The sequence below is a fragment of the Chryseobacterium paludis genome, from assembly GCF_025403485.1.
In the GTDB taxonomy this organism is placed as follows: domain Bacteria; phylum Bacteroidota; class Bacteroidia; order Flavobacteriales; family Weeksellaceae; genus Chryseobacterium; species Chryseobacterium paludis.
The window spans coordinates 633623-654223 of sequence record NZ_CP099966.1 but is presented as its reverse complement, the minus strand read 5'-3'; the positions used below and the strand labels follow the sequence as shown (position 1 = coordinate 654223).

The 20601-nt window shown below is 34.7% G+C and carries 19 protein-coding genes; 5 read left to right on the top strand and 14 right to left on the bottom strand.

Annotated elements, in window-relative coordinates:
* Nucleotides 1-145 precede the first annotated feature (145 nt).
* Complete coding sequence (locus tag NG806_RS02710; protein WP_214825910.1) at nucleotides 146-568, top strand: transposase; 423 nt, start codon at nucleotides 146-148, stop codon at nucleotides 566-568.
* Nucleotides 569-761: 193 nt separating this feature from the next.
* Nucleotides 762-971, top strand: coding sequence for a hypothetical protein (locus NG806_RS02705; RefSeq protein ID WP_261511868.1), 210 nt, complete (start codon nucleotides 762-764; stop codon nucleotides 969-971).
* 181 nt (nucleotides 972-1152) lie between these two features.
* On the opposite strand, the gene NG806_RS02700 is transcribed toward NG806_RS02705, so the two are convergent.
* Nucleotides 1153-2157, bottom strand: coding sequence for a bestrophin family protein (locus NG806_RS02700; protein WP_261511867.1), 1005 nt, complete (start codon nucleotides 2155-2157; stop codon nucleotides 1153-1155).
* Between the two features lie 73 nt (nucleotides 2158-2230).
* Complete coding sequence (locus NG806_RS02695; protein WP_261511866.1) at nucleotides 2231-2983, bottom strand: SDR family oxidoreductase; 753 nt, start codon at nucleotides 2981-2983, stop codon at nucleotides 2231-2233.
* 151 nt (nucleotides 2984-3134) lie between these two features.
* Here NG806_RS02695 and NG806_RS02690 point away from each other — a divergent pair, with 151 nt between their 5' ends.
* The gene (locus tag NG806_RS02690; RefSeq protein ID WP_261511865.1) at nucleotides 3135-3509 is read left to right on the top strand and encodes a hypothetical protein; all 375 of its coding nucleotides are present in this window, start codon (nucleotides 3135-3137) and stop codon (nucleotides 3507-3509) included.
* Between the two features lie 23 nt (nucleotides 3510-3532).
* On the opposite strand, the gene NG806_RS02685 is transcribed toward NG806_RS02690, so the two are convergent.
* The 10 genes from NG806_RS02685 to NG806_RS02640 all read right to left on the bottom strand — a co-directional run bounded on the left by NG806_RS02685 (nucleotide 3533) and on the right by NG806_RS02640 (nucleotide 16827).
* Complete coding sequence (locus NG806_RS02685) at nucleotides 3533-4114, bottom strand: Crp/Fnr family transcriptional regulator (protein WP_214825918.1); 582 nt, start codon at nucleotides 4112-4114, stop codon at nucleotides 3533-3535.
* A 776-nt stretch (nucleotides 4115-4890) separates the two neighbouring features.
* Nucleotides 4891-5517 (bottom strand): hypothetical protein, encoded by a 627-nt coding sequence (locus NG806_RS02680; RefSeq protein ID WP_261511864.1) that lies wholly within the window; start codon nucleotides 5515-5517, stop codon nucleotides 4891-4893.
* 217 nt (nucleotides 5518-5734) lie between these two features.
* Complete coding sequence (locus NG806_RS02675) at nucleotides 5735-6253, bottom strand: DUF2911 domain-containing protein (protein ID WP_261511863.1); 519 nt, start codon at nucleotides 6251-6253, stop codon at nucleotides 5735-5737.
* A 21-nt stretch (nucleotides 6254-6274) separates the two neighbouring features.
* The gene (locus NG806_RS02670) at nucleotides 6275-7966 is read right to left on the bottom strand and encodes a sodium:solute symporter (protein WP_214825921.1); all 1692 of its coding nucleotides are present in this window, start codon (nucleotides 7964-7966) and stop codon (nucleotides 6275-6277) included.
* A 100-nt stretch (nucleotides 7967-8066) separates the two neighbouring features.
* On the bottom strand, nucleotides 8067-10571 hold the full coding sequence (locus NG806_RS02665) for a PIG-L family deacetylase (protein ID WP_261511862.1): 2505 nt from the start codon (nucleotides 10569-10571) through the stop codon (nucleotides 8067-8069).
* A gap of 312 nt (nucleotides 10572-10883) precedes the next feature.
* Nucleotides 10884-12131 (bottom strand): epoxide hydrolase family protein, encoded by a 1248-nt coding sequence (locus tag NG806_RS02660; RefSeq protein ID WP_261511861.1) that lies wholly within the window; start codon nucleotides 12129-12131, stop codon nucleotides 10884-10886.
* Nucleotides 12132-12367: 236 nt separating this feature from the next.
* Nucleotides 12368-13153, bottom strand: coding sequence for an MBL fold metallo-hydrolase (locus tag NG806_RS02655; RefSeq protein ID WP_251040486.1), 786 nt, complete (start codon nucleotides 13151-13153; stop codon nucleotides 12368-12370).
* A gap of 148 nt (nucleotides 13154-13301) precedes the next feature.
* Nucleotides 13302-14147, bottom strand: a complete 846-nt coding sequence (locus NG806_RS02650) for a helix-turn-helix domain-containing protein (RefSeq protein ID WP_214825926.1) — start codon at nucleotides 14145-14147, stop codon at nucleotides 13302-13304.
* Between the two features lie 617 nt (nucleotides 14148-14764).
* A complete protein-coding gene (locus NG806_RS02645; RefSeq protein ID WP_261511860.1) occupies nucleotides 14765-15751 on the bottom strand; it encodes a terpene synthase family protein in 987 nt (328 codons plus the stop codon).
* A 59-nt stretch (nucleotides 15752-15810) separates the two neighbouring features.
* A complete protein-coding gene (locus NG806_RS02640; protein WP_214825930.1) occupies nucleotides 15811-16827 on the bottom strand; it encodes a terpene synthase family protein in 1017 nt (338 codons plus the stop codon).
* Between the two features lie 464 nt (nucleotides 16828-17291).
* On the opposite strand from NG806_RS02640, the gene NG806_RS02635 reads away from it, so the two are divergent.
* Both NG806_RS02635 and NG806_RS02630 read left to right on the top strand, forming a co-directional pair.
* Nucleotides 17292-17780 carry a hypothetical protein gene (locus NG806_RS02635; protein WP_214825932.1) on the top strand — a complete coding sequence of 163 codons (489 nt, stop codon included), beginning with the start codon at nucleotides 17292-17294 and terminating at the stop codon, nucleotides 17778-17780.
* Nucleotides 17781-17902: 122 nt separating this feature from the next.
* Nucleotides 17903-18064 carry a hypothetical protein gene (locus NG806_RS02630; RefSeq protein ID WP_214825933.1) on the top strand — a complete coding sequence of 54 codons (162 nt, stop codon included), beginning with the start codon at nucleotides 17903-17905 and terminating at the stop codon, nucleotides 18062-18064.
* A gap of 948 nt (nucleotides 18065-19012) precedes the next feature.
* Here NG806_RS02630 and NG806_RS02625 read toward each other — a convergent pair.
* Both NG806_RS02625 and NG806_RS02620 read right to left on the bottom strand, forming a co-directional pair.
* A complete protein-coding gene (locus NG806_RS02625; protein WP_261511859.1) occupies nucleotides 19013-19150 on the bottom strand; it encodes a hypothetical protein in 138 nt (45 codons plus the stop codon).
* A 637-nt stretch (nucleotides 19151-19787) separates the two neighbouring features.
* Nucleotides 19788-20585: an HAD family hydrolase gene (locus NG806_RS02620; protein ID WP_261511858.1), complete on the bottom strand. Its 798-nt coding sequence runs from the start codon at nucleotides 20583-20585 to the stop codon at nucleotides 19788-19790.
* Between the last annotated feature and the right edge of the window lie 16 nt (nucleotides 20586-20601).

Below are 20601 nucleotides of genomic sequence, written 5' to 3'. Positions count from 1 at the left end.
AATAAAGAAAAACAATACGATGATAAAAAACGTTTCAACATCGTCCAACAAAGCCTCAATGTATTTACCATATTATTGGGTATTTGTCAACTGCGATCAAAATATTAATACCATAATATCGTCTCTTTTAAAAGAAATATAAGTTATGAATTCAAATTTCAGGAATATTCATATTGGGAAATTCATCCACCTTCGGGTTAAAGAAAGCAATATTGACTTATTACGTATCTGCAACTTCATGAAATGTACAGATGAAGAAATCAATGAAATGTACATACAGGAAAACCTACCCACCAATATTTTATTGAGATGGAGTAAATTGCTTGAATATGATTTCTTCAGACTATATTCTCAGCATTTGATACTCTACGCCCCTCCTTCAGCCCCAATAAAAGAGCAGGATTCTTCAAAGCTGCCTCGTTTCAGGAAGAGTATCTATACTCAGGAGATAATAGATTTCATTTTGGAGCTGATACAGAAACAAGAAAAAACCAAACGTCAAATTACGAATGAGTATGGGATACCTTATACCACTCTATGTAAATGGATAGCAAAACATAATAAATGATCAAAAGACATCTAGCAATGAAAAGTTAGAAACATCCATAATTGGATCACTTTATCTGGATCTTTAAAATAATATAATGAAAAAACAAAATCAACCTAATTATAAACGAATATATTCAGACATCATTGACCAACGATTTCCTCATAAGAAAGCCGAGTGCGAAAAGATATTGGGCAAAAAAATACTTTCTGCCATGGACATTACGGACCTGAATAACAGAATTTTTGGCACCAAAAATAAAGATGCAAAAAAGATAAATCAAAAACTTCGCTCCTACAATGAAACAGATATAATGCGTATCCTTGATTACCAGAAGAATCATAGAATGAACAATCTTCAGGTAGCCGAACACTTTGGATTAAGTAGAAATACAATGACCAAATGGCGAAGGATGTTTCAGTAAAGAGGTTGATATCCTTAAGTGGAAAAAAAGATTTTGATTTTTGAATAATCTAAAAAAATGTACATTGAGAGATATTTAAGTGATTTTTTTTATGAAAATAACATTCACAAACTTGCTCTCATCCAGGGTTACCTTAGACTTTGCCGGATTTTAAATATGTTCTTCTGAGTACTCATGATTTTTATAAAATAATGTTGTTTTGAGGCATGCTAAATTCTGGTAAATTAATTTCTCCGATCATTTGCCTTAATTCGATTTCTAATTGGAAACTAATTTGAGATATTGGAACATCATTCGCACCTCCTTCAAATGGATTTTCAGTATTTTCCCCCACTTGAACTATAGAAAAGTATAGCCATGAAATTAAAAAGCTGAAAGGAATAATTAGCCAAATCATATTTCCCTTCATAAATCCAGCCATACCTTCATTGAGCTTATCAAAGTCATTCAACATTCCATAAGGCAACAAAAATGTAAAAGACCGGACTAACAAATTATTAATAGTATTATACTGGCCTGGAAATGGTGAATTCTTTATCTGTTCACTTTTTCCTTGTAAATTATAAAAGTCTTTTATTGATTTTTCCATATCAACAAATTGTAAAACTGTAATTTCTTGTTTGTCATAAAGAGATTTCAAAGTTTTACTTTGTAAACTTAAAATATGGGTTGAAATGTTTTTAGATTTTAAAACGGCTTGCAACTCACTGGCTATAAGATATTTTGCCAATTCCTCCTCAAGGTTTGTTTCTTGTTCAGGAATCTTAAATAATTTACGATATGCTACATTATTTGTTTCATTTGTTGACTCCCATGTTTTGAGTGTTCTCATTCCATAACGTAAAGCAGTAACCCAAGCTATATGCCTATAAATAAGGTCTTTTGAAATCTCACTATTTAAATAATCTCTGCTTACTAACCCCCAAGCCCTACTATTTGATAAAATTGATGTCCAAACGTCTTGAGCATCTAGAGAACGTTTATAGCTTAAGTTATTTTTAAACCCTAAAATAAACGCTGTAGCTGTCCCTAACATTGCGATAACTGACCAGGGAATTGCTATCCATTTTATTTCGAGTACATCATATAAGATGACAGGGATAGCACTTAAGAGGAGCAACATATATATTTTCCCTTTAGTCCATATCACAAATTCAAAAAGGTTGTATGATTTGCCAATATACATATTTCAATTATTTATCTATTTTAATTATCAAGTTCTCCACTGATACAAAGACGTCTTTAACCAGTCGCAAATATCAACGTTTGTTTTCGGGCTTAGCTATCCAATTTTTGTATTCATTAGTTCCTATATACACAGGATTCTGAGGAATAAGTGTTTTCCTTTCGAGTACAACACCTGAATATGGCGCATTACTATTAGTTTCAATCTCCAAAGTCTTTTCTGTTGATGAGAGATACTGCTTTATCCACTCATCAATTCTGAACTGTTCGGGGCCGCCAATTTCCAGAATCTTATTTGCTGGGATTTCTACTGCTACTTTTACAAGAAATGTTGCAACATCAGCACTTGCAATGGGTTGAATAAATGCATCCGAAAGTTTAACTTTTCCTTCGGATGTGCTCATTGCAACAATACCGCCTGCAAACTCAAAAAATTGTGTGGCATGTACAATAGTAAAGGGTATACCAGATTCTTTGATTAAATTTTCCTGGATCTGCTTGGCACGAAAATATCCGCTATCCTGTAATTTATCCGTTCCGACAACTGACAAGGCAATGTGATGTTGTACCCCTGCCCTCTTTTCCGCAGGCAGTAGATTTTGATTTGATGTTTTAAAGAAATCCATTACAGGACCATCATCGAATGATGGTGAGTTAGAAACATCAATGACAACATTCGCGTTTTTAATGGCTTCTTCAAGACCTTCTCCCGTGATCGTGTTTACTCCTGTATTAGGTGAGGCAGCAATTACTTCGTGTTCATTTTTCAACATGTTTGCCACTTGGCTACCGATAAGTCCGGTACCTCCAATAATTACAATTTTCATTTGATTTTTGTTTTAGCTATTAATAAAAACAAAATTGAGGATAAAAAAAAAGTATAATCTTAAACCAGTTTAAGATTTTACAATGGAACTATTTTCACTTTTGTATCCAAGTATATCATAACATTTGTATCAATTAAAAAAATTTAAAAAAATGAACAGCGAAAATTTAATTAAACTAACAAGAGAACTAATTTATGAAGCAACACATTTCAATGTATCTTATGTAAAGCAAATCTATGCGGAAAATTTACTGATTGTTAAGGTTGAAAAGAATGGAACGGTAGATACTATGAACAAAGAACAGCTTGTTGGTTTTGTTCAAAGCAACAGCGATGCAAAAGTTACCCCCTTCTCAACCAAGGCAGAAATTCACTATGCTGTTTGTGATGGTAATATGGGTATGGTAGTGATGACCCGCGATTTGGAATTGAATGGAAAATCTGACCCTAAATTCTTTACATTGATTTGGGAATATTCATCAGAAAGATGGCAGGTGGTCAAAGAATCCTATCTTGTAATTAATTAAATATGTCTTACCAAAATTTGAGTTTAAGAGGTAGAACGCTTCTTCGCTTTTATCTCGCTTAGGTACTCAGGGGTCATATTAAGGTAGGATGCAAGGATATGTTGAGGAACTCTCCTGGTAAATTCTGGGAATTTATTATTAAAAAGATGATAAAGTTGTTCACTGGAAAGAGTATGCAAATATTTAGAACGATGTTGGGTTGCAGCATAAGCTCTCTGGTAAATCAGTCTGAAATAGTGTTCAAGCTGAGGGTACTTCTTGAGAAGTTTTTCCTGATTTTTATAACTAATTGCTAAAACCTCTGTTTTTTCAACCGCTTGTATAATAAATTCTGTTTGAGCTTGTTTTTCAAACGCGAGATAGTCAGTAATCCACCAGTTCTCGATCGCAAATTGAATAGTTTGTTCAATACCTTTATCGCAAATAAAAAACATACGCAGACAACCATTTTCTACAAAATAATGAAACTTGCATTGAGAATTGTCAGGTGTTAAATTTTCCTTTTTTGCAAAAACTAAAGGTTCGAAATATGATAAAATTAAAGGCTCATCGTTAGGGTCTATTTCAACATACTTTCTAAAATGGCTTATTAATTTTTTGGTCATAATCTTGTTGAAGTTTGAAGTTATAATCACTCTTAGCTTTTGGGATATTTTAGACTTTATAAATAATACTAACAAAATTAATTTTTAAAAAATATATTCTTTGAATTTAAATTAAATTATTCACATTAGATGCAGAAAATGGTGATAATAAGCCACTAATACTAAGTTATAGTTATCATGTTTTCCATTGAAAGCCTAACAATATACAAAATAAGAGAGCCTATGTTGGTAGGCTCTCTTGTCTATTTAATGGTGTATTACTTCTTTTGCTTAGAGTGATAATAAATCGTGACATTCACAGTCAATGAAATCACAAAACCTCGTATAATTGACCATAAAATTATTTAATTTAATTCATTCCTAATGAATTAGTCTGGTTTATAATTATTCAGCCAGAATAGGTTAATCCAATTTGTGATCCTCTTCAAGTATACTCAAAAGTAATTTGTTTTTACCTTATAAAAGGTAGAATTTCATTATATGGCTTTCCAAAAATAATTCCATACAAGGAAACCAAAAATAAAATAACTACAATAATTAAAAAAACAGGTTTGTACCTGAATACCATCCCTTTCTTTTGAGTATACCTGTAATTAATGTATGTGCCCATTAAAAAAAGACCTGTAAATATGAGTATAAAATAATTTACCTGCATAATAATTTTAAATTTAGTGATGTGTTATCAGGTTCTTCAGCTACAATTGCTCTACTTTTTTTACTTATTTCAGTTTATTTATTATAAAAAATTCATTAAACGCTGCAGCTCGCTCTCTGTATTATTTTACTTTATCTACTCTTATTTTAACTGGATAAATTGATGCTTTATCAACCTCAAATGATACTTCTACCTTATCATTCGTTGTTAGTGGTTTTCCTTCATTATCATAAAATATTGTTTTATCCGATCCCCGTCCCGCATCTTCAGGGACAAAAACGCTGTTATTTCCATTTTCTTCCCACTTCAGCTCTATTGGAGTAATAGTTTCTCCGTCATCACCCGGTGCTGTATTTACATATACTGATTGGGGTCTGTCAACATAAACCGTCATTCCTGCAGAATAATTCAAATAGCCTGTGATAGAAAAACGTTTCCCTTCATTCGTCTCTTTATCAGCTAAAATTTTTTGTACTGCCGTCTTCGACGATTCCATTGGTGTTCCTTTTTCAAGGTTTTTACCACTTTCAAAATATGAGCATGAGGTGGCTGTTGATAATGTTCCTGCAATTACTGCTGTTATAAATAATGTTTTAGATGTCATATTAATTTGGTTTTTGGTATTGATGTTTTTGGGTATCTTATAATACTTATAGTCTGCTTTATTTTCTTCATAGCCAGCGCTAATTCCCTGATTAATATTATGGAATTTTCTCTTTAGCAACGTTCGCTTATTAAGAAAAATCATAATTTATTTTGATAGATCTGATTCTAAATAATGATCATGTTTTATTTTAAGAAAGATAATGGATATTTCAAAAATAATTTAAAATAAACATAGGGTGGCACCTCATCTAATTTTAATATTGGTACTCTTTCACAAGAATCGTAATCTTTGATACAATATCAAAATTTTAAACAAAAAAATCCCGGATTAACGGGATTTTAATTTGTCATATTTAGATTTATTTGATCTCTACAGGAACTGAGATTTTATCCCAATCCATTGTGAATCCATTACTGTTTATTTTATAAACTAAAGTTTCCTGTGTTGCTGGTAAAGCTTTTGTTTTTACATCAACACGTAGAGCATCTTTTGCTTCTTCGTACTTATAAGCTCCCCATTGTTTTGACTCTTTATTAAAAATCGCAGTCCAGGTTCCGCCTTCTTTAGGGATCAGGAAAAAGCTATATTTACCTGCGGGCAGCGGTTTACCCTGAACGGTAATATTTTTATCTGTTTCGAAAGTTGTTGCTTCATTGGCACCAGCACGCCAAACTTTATTATAAGCTTCTAAACCACCCCAAATTGTACGTCCTTTAACAGAAGGACTGCTATAGGCTATGGTAATGGTTGCATCTTTAATTTTTCCCGTAGCAGTAGCCGGAGGGCTGGCAGGTTTTTTAGTATCCTGTGCAAAGGCATTCACTGAAAGCGTCATTGCAGCAAAAAGTACGGTGACAGATTTAATCATTGTTTTCATAATATTTTTGTTTGTTTGTGCCTACGAATTTACTGCTTTCGGCTTATAAAACAATAACCCGATTGCAGAAAATATAATTACTGCCGCTGCCCCAATTACATTAAGCCAAAGGAAAGAAACGATATCGAGCTGATAAACGGCAATAACCGCGATTTCTGATAAAATTGCAGAAATAAATACATTTGAACCGGTAATTTTTTTATAGTAAAAAGCGACAAGAAAAATCCCCAATATCGGGCCGTAGAAAAGAGAACCTAGTACATTAACCGCTTCAATAAGGGAACCCATTTGAGTTGCAAACATGGCTACGCCGATTGAGAAAATACCCCACGCTAAAGTGTGCAGGCGACTGTACTTCAATTCGGTTTTCTCATCAGGAATTTCTTTACTAAATATTAAATGAACATCTTTTAATGAGCAAGCGGCAAGAGAATTCAGCGCTGCCGAAATTGAACCCCAACTGGCCAGAAAAATAACGGCAAATAATAAACCAATCATCCCTACAGGCAAGGTATTTTTTACGAAATACAGGAAAATGTAATTTGTATCCGTTTTCTCCGCATTATAGTTTGAATTATTGATCGCTTCTTCTACTCTGCCGTGAAGTGCTTTTACCTGGGTTTGTGTATTTTTAAAATCCTGAATTGTTTTTGTGAGTTGGGGAGAATGAGTTTCTTTCAACCTAAGAATTTCTTTCGATTCTGCATTAAATTTTATTTGCAAATTCTGATGCTCTTTTTCAAAGACATGTGCCTGTTCAGGTTTTGTTTCCTTTAAATATTGGTAAGAACGTTCGTTAAAATAAATCGGAGCAGGTTTTAGAGAAAAGAAAGCGAAAAGCAAAGCTCCGATCAGGAGAATAGCAAATTGCATCGGAATTTTAACCAATCCATTCAACAGCAAGCCCATTTTTGCATTGGTATTGTCTTTCGCTGTAATATACCTCCCGACCTGACTCTGGTCAGTACCGAAGTAAGAAAGTGCCAGGAAAAAACCGCCAATTAACCCGCTCCAAATATTGTATTTATCTTTCCAATCAAATTCTGTGGTGATTACATTCAGCTTTCCGGATTTCCCAGCCAGATAAAGTGCATCCTTAAAACCAACTCCATTCGGCATATTTTGGATAAGCAAATAACCTGCAAAAGCCATTGTTCCCAGAATAATAAGAAACTGTAATTTTTGGGTGTGAGCGATAGCTTTTGCACCACCAACATAGGTGTAAATCATCAGAATACCACCTGTTAAAACATTGGTTAAATAAATATTCCAGTTTAAAACGCTTGATAAGATGATACTCGGAGCGTAAATGCTGATTCCTGTTGATAAACCTCTGGAAAAAAGAAAAAGCAGTGAAGTAAGTACCCTTGTTTTTTTGTCAAAACGGTTTTCTAAATATTCATAGGCCGTGTAAACATTTAAACGCTGAAAAATCGGGATGAAAGTGATACAGATAACAATCATCGCCAAAGGCAAACCAAAGTAATACTGAACGAAACGCATTCCGTCTGTATAAGCCTGACCTGGTGCTGAAAGAAAAGTAATTGCACTTGCCTGCGTGGCCATAATACCTATAAGCACAATGTACCAAGGCATTTTATTATCTGCTTTCAGGTATGATTCATTGCTTTTTTGTCCACGACCGATAAATACGCCGTAAACAACCACAGCAACAAGTGTAAAAATGAGAACGGTCCAATCTATATTACTCATGCCCAGAATTTAGTAAACAAATAATAAAATGCGATCTGAAATACTAATGCAATTGCTAATAATATGTACCAGGTATTCCAATTTTTAAGTTGTTTGTTCATCAGTTTTTCTGTGCAGATAAAAAGTTTAAAAATAAACGTGCCGCACCAACATTTCCCGCAGGCAACTGTCTGAAAAATGCCAAAGGTGTATAAATAAAATTACCCTTACCATACTTAGCATATAAAGTTGATCCCTGCAGAGGCTCTTCATCTGAATCGTGCATTTCAAAAAGCGGTTCATAAGCCGAATCCCATTGAGCAGGGAAATAGGCGCCACGCTCCTGTACCCAACCATTAAAATCATCCGCAGTGATTTTGTTCGGAAAGTTCAGTAACTTATGATTGGGATTTAAAAACGTAACCGCAGCATTTTCTTCGGTAACCCTCTTATTGGTAATACTGAAATTGTACATCCCCAATTTATCAACTGCTGTATCCTGATTGGTGTTATACTGCATTACCAAATTACCCCCGCCTTTTACATAAGACCATAAAAAAGGCATCCAGCGACCCAACTTCTTCTCTGTGTTATTGGCACGAACACCAAGTATGATTGCATCATATTGCAATAGCTTGTTTTGATTAACTTTTCCGCCAGATTCATCTAGGTTTCCATAAAAATCTTCGTCTTTCAGGACTTCTACCTGAATACCTGCAATGTGTAGGAACTCAGGAATGAAATCGCCTGCACCTTCTATGTAACCAACTTTTCTAACTTTCGACTGAATATCGCCTTTCATTACGATTACAGTTGCAGGCGCAAAATATTGTAATGACGGTAAATGCGGGTATTGAATTAACACCTTTTTTTTATTGTAAGTTACTCCATCTGCAACATAATTTGCATCCAGTTGAAAACGATCCGAATGTATTGAGGCAAGCTTAGTTTTTGGAATAACGTAATCGACGGTAGTATCTTTTCCATTGATTGAACTTACATCAGTGCCGCCTAACCGTTCTCCGTTATACATCAGGTTCAGATTACCGTTACTGTATTGTTTGTTAGAATTAACCTTAAAATTTAAACTCAAATGTAAATCTTCATTTTCTTTGACCAAATAAAGGGGTTGTGTAAATTTCAGTTCCAGTGCAGGAACAATGCGTAAGGCTTCGACCACATCACCGCGCACAGGGTCTAATTTCTTGAAAGATAAAGGAAGTTTAACCTGCAACTTGTCCGAACCTATTCTTAAACCAAGTAAGATATTCAGTGGTGATTCTGCCTCAGGCAAACCGATTAAAGTATCATTTGTAACAGAGAAAGTTGCCGCATTCGTGGCTGGTCTTTCCAACCAGTAAGGTTCTGTGAGTGCTGCATCAGCAGGAATCTGAATTTTATGTTCAATAGTAATTAAAGAATCTTTTGATAGTTTTCTATTGAAGCTTTCTGACTTACTTAACCATTTTACATCTTCTAAAACGACTGGATTTGCAGCTCTTGAAATCAGATTCAACTTAAAATTGTAGTGATCTCCGGCAACAGCTTCAGCTTGATTGGTAACTGCCTCACCCATGAAGCCCACACAGCTTAAAATGATATTATCGAGTGCTTTAATTTTATCCTTTTTTAGGTCTATATCATTTAGCGCCATAAACTTTTTTCGTAAAACAAGCAAAGCAGGTAAGCTAAGGTCTGGCTCGTTGAAATTGAAAGCGGAAATAATTTTATCTAATGATTGGTCAATATCAGCGTTTCCTTTTGTGGTCCATGTTTTAACTACCCCATCAAAAAGTGTTGCTTTTGCAGGTTCACCAATAACGTGAGTAAAATATTCGGTTCTGATCCCGGCCACAGACTGTGTTCCTGCACCCTGGCTTTTATGTAAACTTCTGCTTAATCCTGCCAATTCACCATAGCCCATTCCCAGTTGCGCATCATATTGCCCAACGGTAACTTTCAGTTGATTTTCAGCTGTTGTATTGACTGCACCAAAGCGGAAAGTATTCCATAATACGCGTTTGGGTTGCCATACCTTAACATATTTTAGTTGATCTGGAAAAGCAGTTTTATCGCCTGCCAGCTTAAAAGCTTTTTCTGCAACCACAGCCGAAGCCGCATGTTGTCCGTGGCCTGCCGCTGCAGTAGGTGGAAAACGACAAATGATAACATCAGGACGGAATTTGCGGATTGCCCAAACTACATCCGCTGTAATGCTGTCTGCATCCCATTGTTTAAAGGTATCAGTAGTGTTTTTAGAGAACCCGAAATCAATCGCCCGGGTAAAAAACTGTTGGGCGCCGTCTAACTTTCTTGCTTCCAAGAGCTCATGCGTTCTGATTAAACCCAATGCAGCACCCTGCTCTGTGCCTAATAAATTCTGACCACCATCACCTCTGGTTAAAGACAAATAGCCCGTTTCTACATTTTGGTCGTTTATTAGCCAGGAGAGTAATCCTGTATTTTCATCATCGGGATGAGCAGCAAGATATAAAACTTTAGGTAAGTGTTTAAGTGTCTTAAGTTCGCGGTAAATTTCAGATGATTTTGAAGGCCGAACCTGTTGGGCCGAACAAAAAATCGTATAAAAGCCAAGAATAAATACAGTGCTTACTTTTTTGAACATTTTAATTTGCTTTGCAGGGCAAATATAAGTAAATCATCTTTCTTTCAACCTTAACATCTAAGAGCTTCTCATTTTCTTTTTGTGGGAGATTTTTTCGATACTCCATCCACGCTGATTCTAATGTAAATCAACTTTTTCAATTGTAATTTGTTTTGGAACTTTTAAGAAAGAAATTCAGCCCGTACCTTTACTCTAACAATAATTAACGTTTTAAGGGTTACAATATGTTTCGCGATCTAAAGCTATAAGCTAAAATTTGTTTTTGCTTTTGATAACATACAGTTATTGTTACACAATCTTTTATTACGTTGTTTAGCTCAATTTTGAGAAAAAATCTGTAATATCTTCAGAAAGTAATTCCGGTTGTTCCACTGCAGCAAAGTGCCCACCAGCAGACATTGTTGTCCAAGATCGGATATTAAAACCTCTTTCAATATATGACCGGGGTGGAGTGGGCAATTCTTTTGGAAATTTAGCAAAGCCAACTGGTATCGTTACGAACTCATTCTTTTTAAATACTAGTGGTTTTTTGCTGTTTTCTTTATAAATCCGCATAGAGGAATGTATGGTTTGTGTTATCCAGTATAAGGTGATATTGGCAAGCAGCTCATCTTTGGTAAAACTATTTTCAATATTTCCATTATTATCACTCCAGCCCTTAAATTTTTCAATGATCCATGCACATAATCCAACAGGAGAATCATTTAGCCCGTATGCAACTGTCAGTGGTTTCGTAGCATGTATATAAGCATATGCCCCTTCCCTGGCAGACCAATCAGCTGCGGTCTTCTGAAAAGCTAATACTTCTTCAGAAAGCTGTTCACCATCTGCTATATAGGGCTTATAAGAACCAGAGATATAGTTGAGGTGCAAACCAATAATATGAGATGGATATTTTAAAGACAACCATGTGCTGATCCCAGAACCTATATCACCACCTTGTGCTCCATAACGTTGATACCCAAGTTCCATCATTAACTGATGCCAAATGTCGGCAACAAACTCACTGTTGCAACCGGGATCAGTAATTTTACCAGAAAAGCCAAATCCCGGAACAGACGGGATAACTAAGTCAAAAGAAAAATAAGGATCTTCAGTCAATAGAGGTATAAGTTTCATCATTTCCAGAAATGATCCTGGCCATCCATGGGTAATTATCAATGGTACTGATCGTTTACCCTTTCCTTTAATATGCATAAAATGAATCTGATATCCATCAATATCAGCCATGAAATTGGGATAAGAATTGATTTCAGTTTCAACTTTTCGCCAATCAAATGTTTCCTGCCAATATGTTGTCAATTCTTTCAAATAAGAAAGATCAGTACCATAATTCCAATCGGATCCTATTATCTGATCAGGCCATCTGGTTAGATTTAACCTTAATTTTAGATCGTCCAGAACTTGTTGTGGAACCTTGACTGAAAATGGTTTAATCATATTGCGAGGTGTTGGCATCTCCATAAATGAATGATTTATTTTTGTGATTAAAGGTAACGAAATACCCATTAAAGCTAAACTACTCTTTTTAATTAATTCTCGTCTGGTTAGAAGATTCATTGTTATAAATTTAATCAGAAATTGCTAGTTTTCAACCGTAACCCTTCCCCTAAAAGCCGTAGCGGTGTCAATTAGAAATCCCCAATGATTACTTGATAAAAAATTGATAATCTGAACTTTAATTTGATTCCAAATTTTTAAAGTTTACATACCTATTGAATAGTCCCTGGGGTCAATTTATTCGGATGATTTTGCAGCCTCAAGAATCAACTGGGCTACCTTGAGGCATTTTCTGATTATTTTAAAAGTTCAAACCAATCACCAGGTTCTTTAATCATAATACCTGTATCTAGATCCGCTAAGCTGGCACTCAATCGCTCTAATGCATGTGGAGTCTCGATATAGATAGGTGGTTGATGCATGGTACCATAATGTATTGGAACCACAAAGTCAGCTCTAAGGATATTTGCAGCTGCAGCAGCCTGTTCCGGAGTCATTACAGCTTCAACGGGACTCATTGGCCTAAGTGATGGAAAATCTACAATTGGCGCATTTATCGGTAGGAATGCAATATTGAAGGGACCAAATCTGTGAAAAATTTTCCACCAAAAGCCATGATACAAGGTATCTCCGGCATGAAAAATTCTAAATCCTCCAAACTCTACAATCCAGCTCAACTGAGGATCTCCGAAACCATCAACAGCAGGCACCGAAAAAATCCGATATGGCCCGACTTTTCTTTCTTCCCACTCTCTGACTATTTCAGTCCTGAGCTCATATTTTTTAAGTTCGATCTCGGCATCCTTCGTCAATACCATATCCGCATCGCTCCCTCTAGCCTCAATTGGCCTAAAAACTATCGCATCTTTGCTAAGTGCCACACTTAATGCTTTAGGATCTGCGTGGTCACTGTGTAAATGTGTTAATAACGCGACTGAGGCCACGCCAGTTTTAGAAGATGCCAAAAATTGCTCCTCAGGATTGCGTATCACAGCCAACGGCGAAATATCCTGAACATAGTCTATCAAAAGTGTTTCTCCTGCACATTCGATTTCCACCCCGGCCCACCCCAGCCTACGCATCCTAACTTTTTCTTTATTATCCATAATTTTTCTCATTTTTTATTGACAAGACAAATGTGCAAGTAAAAAAGAGACCATTGATAGGCAAATGTTCCTTAACAGTTAGCAATTCTTCCTGCGCTGGGTAAAGAGGAATACTATAGTAATTTTAGTGGGACTTCTGCTGCGATGCAAATTTATCACGATATTGAATGGGAGATATACCTTCTCTATTACGAAAAAACCGACTAAATGTCTGAATATCATTGTAGCCTAATTGATAAGCAATTTCCTTGATTGAAGAATTGCTGTAGTTGATCTGCCTTCTGGCATGAATCATAATCCTATCATGAATAATTTCACGAGGAGTACGTTTTAAGACCGTTGAAAATAAATTGGCCAGTGTTTTTGGTGACTTGTTTAATTTTGATGCATAAAAAGCAACGTCATGATGTTTGAAAAAGTAGGAATCGACCAGATAGTTAAATTCCCTGATGATATCCAATTGCTTTTTCTCCAAGCTTTTTAAATAAGTGGATTTACTTAAAATCCTAACAGAGAGAATTAGCATTCTCTTAAGCATTGTTTCCAACATTTCTTTTTTCAGGAGATTTTCCTTTTGCATTTCTTTACAGAAAATTTTCCATGAGATCTCAAAATCTTCGGCTTCACTTTCATTTAAAACCAACCTTGGAACGTGTGTTGTACTATAAAACAACAGACCTTTGCTCCCTACTTGGCTATCCTGATCAATCATGCAAAAAAAAGATTTATTGAACCTAATCATGCGGGCGCTAAAGAGTTGTACATGATCAATTTTGTGAAATTCAGTTAAAAAGATAATCTCATTTCTTGAAAATTGATAGGGAACATTATCAATGGTTATTGCTAAACTGTCTGCCGTATTCCAGATAAAAGTCTTGTCCATTTTCTGAGCATGAAAAACACTATCCTGATTTTCACTATCAAGTTCAGTAAGACTGAGAAACTCCTTCGAGTCATTTTCGAAAACCATGGTTAAATATATAGCTCCGCTTTTGAAAGCGCCAGATATCCTAAGGTAATTGTTTTGTCCTTAAAAAAACTTCCATGATTACATTTTACATACCTTTTCATAAACTAAAGTTTTAACAAATATATTAAAAATGAAAATTGAATATGAAGTGATTTAAACTTATTCTTCAAATAAGAAAGGGATGTCGTAATTTGTATTGCAAAACATAATCATTTCAAAATCACTCCCATGTACAGTATACTTGACAAAGATATAAACTAAAATTGCTCTTGAATTATTTAACTATGATGAAATTAAACCTGACCGTTGTTTACATCTCGACCAAAGTATTATCCAGGAACATTACATAATGTTCCATTACTTACAGGAAAAAAATCTTTTGGATGAATTTTAAAATTTTTTCCTTTTTTCATAAATTTGAATTATAGATGTCAAATAGTTATTTTAATGGATTTTTGTTAAATCGAATTGTATAAAATAAACATCATTCTTACCAATAAAATCCAAAACTTAGATATACATCTCTAAGCTTTGGATACTGTTTGATCACCCCTATTGTCCTTTCAGACACTAAGGGAAAAAGAGGTTATAGTGTAAATTAAGTATTTAAGTTTATATTATTTATTAATTTCAGGCCAGGCAAAGCCTACTCCTCCATGCTGGTATCTTTCTGTCTCCAAATAAAAAGAATTTACACCCTGCAGACCAACTCCTGCATAATAAACAAATTTATCTACATACTCCTGATATTCACCAAACTCACGATACTCAGCATGTAAGGCGAGTGCAGCTGCCAATTCTTCATTATGAATACGAAATGCCTCTGCACAGGCATCCTCCAGTGAAAAATTATATTCTTGTTGCAGTACAAAAACCAGGTTAAAAACTTCCGTTCCCTTCGCCATTTCTTTTGGTAGGGAATGAATGTCGTTTTGCCAAGCGACAACTAGGGTCATATGAGATATCATCTTTTGAAAGACAATATGCTCAAAAATATGTTCTGGCAGTACAAGTCCCGATTCAATTTCACCAAAAATCAGATATGGACGCATAAGAACAGAATACTCACGAATGGTTTTGAAAAGAGTGAGAGACGGTGGACGCTGCGCTATTTTGTAAGGATATTCCAATTCGATTCCGTATCTGAAGGATTGATAGAAATAGTAAATAAAACGCTCAACCCACATATCAGGCATCAATGCACGGAATTCATCCCTTATTAAAGCCATATGTTGATAGAGTGCATTTTCTTCCGGCCTTGGTTGCGCTCCCTTAAGAATATCTACACAACGAATCCGTAACTGTTGGATTTCCTCTAGGGAAGAATGCTCCACCTGATCATCAAGAGCGACATACTGGAGCATGAACCTATTACAGGGAATACTCTGCTCATAGGTTAAATCAGGCCACATACGTGCAGTACACATATGGAGCTTCATTTTTTTGTATATTTTCCGCTGTTTTTCTGTCAGAAAAGTATAGTCATTATCAATCCATCCATCCATATCTTTCCCCATTTGTTCTGCATGAGGATTGATAAGATCAGGCCAGGGATAATGGCCAAGAGGCAGGTAATCTTTTGAATTATATTCTTCGGGTTTCATTTTGTTTAAGTTTTAATTTTTGTAATATCATAGAATGGTACTGGTTTATTCTTGTCGGCTTATCGCATCTGGTTCAGTTTTTCTTTGAGTTCAGCTGCATCTGGAAATTCCATTCCGTTATAACGATCCAGCTTCGTAGAGATGTTTTTCCATCCACTCAGAACCATACTCATGTAATGCACCCAGTTGACAACAGCGTCTTGCCATATTCCAAAATCAGGAAGGGAGGACTGAAGTGCTATAAACTCTTTCAGGTCTTCATTATGAAGGCGAAGATCCTCGAGACAGGCTTCTTTCAGAGACATCTGATTCTCATGTTGGAGTACTTTTACAATATTGTAATAAATACTGTCGGTGGCCTCGTCTTTTAATACAGATTGTACTTCATTGAAAAAAGTAACCAGGTGACATGCCAATGTCTGTAAACGAATGATCACCGGATGCTCATGTATTTCTGGGGGCAGAACAACACCCGTTTCTATTTCTGTAAGCTGGAGAAAGGGATAGAGGCAGATTGAATTTTCACGCAGAGCAATACATTCCGTTACCGTGGGATAGGTTTTGTTTTTCTTATACCTTAACTCAGCTTCTAATCCATTAAAATACCTGCTGATCATTTTTGTGAAACGGAAAACTGATTCCTGTGGAATAAACTGTAAAAGTTCCTCTCTTAATGATGCCAGCATAGGACCTAAAGGTATTCCTGAATCTTCGGCGGTTATCTCACCGTTCAGTATCGCAATCGATTGGGCATGCACATGTCCTATGTCATCGGGCTCGCTTTCTTCGTAAAGATCATCATTGTACAGCGTCCATAGCATTAGCCGGCATATGGGTTTAAACCGGTCTGGAGATGCGGTAGGAAACCATTGAGCAGCAATATGTGCCGTTTTCGTTTTTTTGTACTTTTTCCGAAGATCAGGGTTCTGCTGATAAAGCCACAGATACTCCCCATCAATCCATTGATTTTCTGTAAGTTCCTGTAACTGTTCGGCGTTGGGGTTTTTTAATGTAGGGAAGGGGTACCTGAACTGTTTGCGTAGCAGTTCAAGGGTACTGAAATTTTCAGTGCTCATTTTGTGATGTTTTTTGGTTTTTAGTTTGAGACTAATATATAATTAAATTTAATTACACAAGTAATTTATTTCACATAATATTGACATTTAACATCATTATATTCTAATATTACATTATTAATGCATGATTATGTACACATAATAAATGTAATTGTAGTATAAAATTTTAAATGTATTTGCTTGTTTTTAGTGATTTTCGCATCTTTTTTTAGCTAAAAAACTTTGAAAGAAGAGTTCTAGATTTAAAGCCCTGCAACTGGGCTTTATTAATTTGCTTTATAGTTTTCTACTATGAATAAATCAAACTTTGGATATTTGGTAGATATTTTTTCAATTATTATTTTTATATAGATCCAATTTAACCCACCAAGTCCCGCATCAGCTTTTTTGTTTAAAATCAGAATAAAAAAAGATGGGTGATCGAAAAATAATTAATTTTAATAAACTAAACTGGCAATTACATTATGCATGATCAGCTTTACGAAAACGCAAATAATTTATACACCACTGTTCTTCTGCCTTTAACGGAAAAAGACAAACTAGTAATTGAAAAGACGATAAAAAATCATTACCAGATAAATGTTCTGTTACTGCCGCTGTTAGTCTTAATTTATTTTTGGGGATTAGTGTATTTTCTCATTTTCCTTGCTGTCGTCCTTGCCTATAATATTTCTGCTTTTTACAGTATTAATAAACATGAAGTCTCATTAAATAATCAAAAAACTGTATTAACAGGTAAAATCACCCGAAAGGAGCCTCCTGGAGAGGAAATGATCTTTTTTTTCGGTCCGGAGAGATTTGACGTCACGTATGCAAATATAACATACCCTGTTGAAGTAGGTGATACAATTTCTCTTCATTATTCGCAGTTCAGTAGTAAACGAAGAGGCATTCTTCTCAGTGTGGAAAAAGAAAATTATCCAATCAGCTATGCAATGCTTGTTAAACCTTAGTTATTTCAACTAACAAGAGATTTAACACAATAAATTAATTCTGAAAATCAGCAACCAACCGCTGCCAGTAAGCCGGAATATTTAATATTTGTTTTTGTCAATTATTTTCACTATATTGATATATGAAAAAAAGTGAAAGTCAGCACAGCATAACACATGCAGGAAAAATGAACGAACGAACAAGAGCTTTGGAAGTTCTTGAAAAAGCTAAGCAAACACAAGGGAAAATTACATTCCTAAGACAAGGAGCAGGTAGAAGCTTTAAGCCAAAAAATGAGGAGTAATAAATTGAATTATTTTATATCTTCAAAGAGTAAATAAACAATATAAAGGTGTAGCTAAAACGTTACACCTTTTTCTTTTATTCCGTTCGTCCATACGACATTATTAATCTCACTAACTTCTGACCATTTACCTCAACACTCTGGATCCTCCACTTGTCCAATGTACATGGCTTCTAATTTCATCGCGCTAACACTCTCTCGTAACACATCTTTCTCTTACTCCTTCTTGTCACATTACCTGTAGCTAAATAAGCTACCCTGTAGGTGGCTTATTTGTTAATTATTGATTGTTTGTATATTAATATCTTAACTAATGAAGTGAAAATTACACCACTTCACGACTTGGGTCAAAATTTTAGACTACAGTTAATCAAAATTAAATTCTCTCAGAATAATTAGTAACTATTTTCGCATATTCAGTTTTTGCAACATCATTGAAATGTAGCATTTCATCTAAAATTTCTACTTGCTCTTTTACCGTTGTAAACATATCAGAGCTTGTTCCAAATGATTCTAAAAATTTTCTTTCATCACTAAAGAAGTGAATCCAACTACAGCTATAAATTATGAGGCTTTTGCAATTTTTGGGATTTCCTCAAAAAAAAAGCCTGCAATTTTAAAAAATTGCAGGCTTTATTAGCTTTTTTAAGCATTTGTTTGAGTATACTCTCACTTATAGCGGGGAGAGAGAGTCCTCTGTCGAACACTTAGTACCTCTTCTCACCCTTCTAAATAACATTGAATAATTGTTCTACTAAATCAAAATGTTAACTATGATGAAATTAAACCTGACAGTTGTTTACATCTCGACCAAAGTATTATCCAGGAACATTACATAATGTTCCATTACTTACAGGAAAAAAATCTTTTGGATGAATTTTAAATTTTTTTTCTTTTTTCATAAATTTGAATTATAGATGTCAAATAGTTTATTTTAATGGATTTTTGTTACTCCCGGTTCTTCACCGAATCATAAATCGAATTGTATAAAATAAACATCATTCTTACCATAAAAACTTCTATAAACTCTTTCAGGTCTTCATTATGAAGGCGAAGATCTTCAAGGCAGGCTTCTTTCAGAGACATCTGATTCTCATGTTGGAGTACTTACAATATTGTAATAAATACTGTCGGTGGCCTCGTCTTTTAATACAGATTGTACCTCATTGAAAAAAGTAACCAGGTGACAGGCTAATGTCTGTAAACATTATTTAAAGACACTCCTATGGTAACCGCTAATTTTAACAATATGTTACATTTAATTAATAAATAATGAATTATATGCAATTTTAATTAAATATAACACTCAATAGTGAAAATATTTTATTATATTTGGTATGATTCTAAAAACCATGAAAAAAACATTTTCAAACTGAGATTTTATCTCAACAAAGAAGCTCGGCATATGTATGCCGAGCTTCTCTAATCAAATCAGTATGAAAGATTTTAACTGCTGTATGTGATTGCAATAGTTGTTAATAATATACAAAGAAAAAATACGAGCTTGTCGGGGCTGTTCGTTTCCGTAAAGAAGTTTTCAATTGCTATGAGAAGGCTGTGCAATAAAACGAGGTAAAGAGTTTTAATCTGAGATACAGTCAAATTACCAGGTGAACATAAAGGACATAAGTCATGGAATTGCAATTATTCTAGAGACGAAATTTATATACTATTAATGCTACAATTTTTAAAACTGAAAGTCCCTCTGACCTTCAGGTGTGAACTAAATTTTCAAATACTCACTAATTGTTTCTAACACACCAAAATCGTCGTTTGAAAGTGTAGAAAAACGAGCAGCATTCTTTACAGAAGGATGAGCGTTTTCCATTGCGTAAGAATATTTTGATTTTTCCAGCATAGTAATATCATTCATATAGTCTCCGAAAGACATTGTCTGGGAGGGCAAAATATTAAGAAGATTCTGTAATTTTTCTAATGCATTGCCTTTGTTGATGTCTTTATTCATTATATCCAACCAATATTTTCCGGATATAACGACTTCCAGATTGTCCTCTTCGAATTTTTTCAGGAAAGGATAAAGATTCTTTTCGGAACCCCCGGGATGATAAACTGCGATTTTGAATGCGTCATCATCTACCTCTTCTGTCAAGTTATTTACTTTTTGATTTTCAGTATAATATTTTGTAAAATAATCAATAAATTGCTGATCATCACTTTCATAGTAGGCTTTCTTTTTTGCAGACAAAACTGCTCTGGCACCAGGAATTTGACGTATAGCCGTTACAATATCAACAATAAATTTATAATCTAATTTATCAGCGAAAAGTTCTTTATTTTTATAAACTACATATCCTCCATTTTCTGCAATAAAGCCGATATCATTTTTAATGTCTTCAAAATATTGGGTAATACCGGGCATTTGTCTGCCGCTCGCAGGGACAAACAATATATTTCTTTTTTTTAGTTCTTCGAAGATGGTAGGAAAGTTAGGACTTACTTTGTAATCTGAATTGAGAAACGTGCCATCCATATCTGTGACAATCAGTTTAATATCTGTCATAATAATATTCTTTACA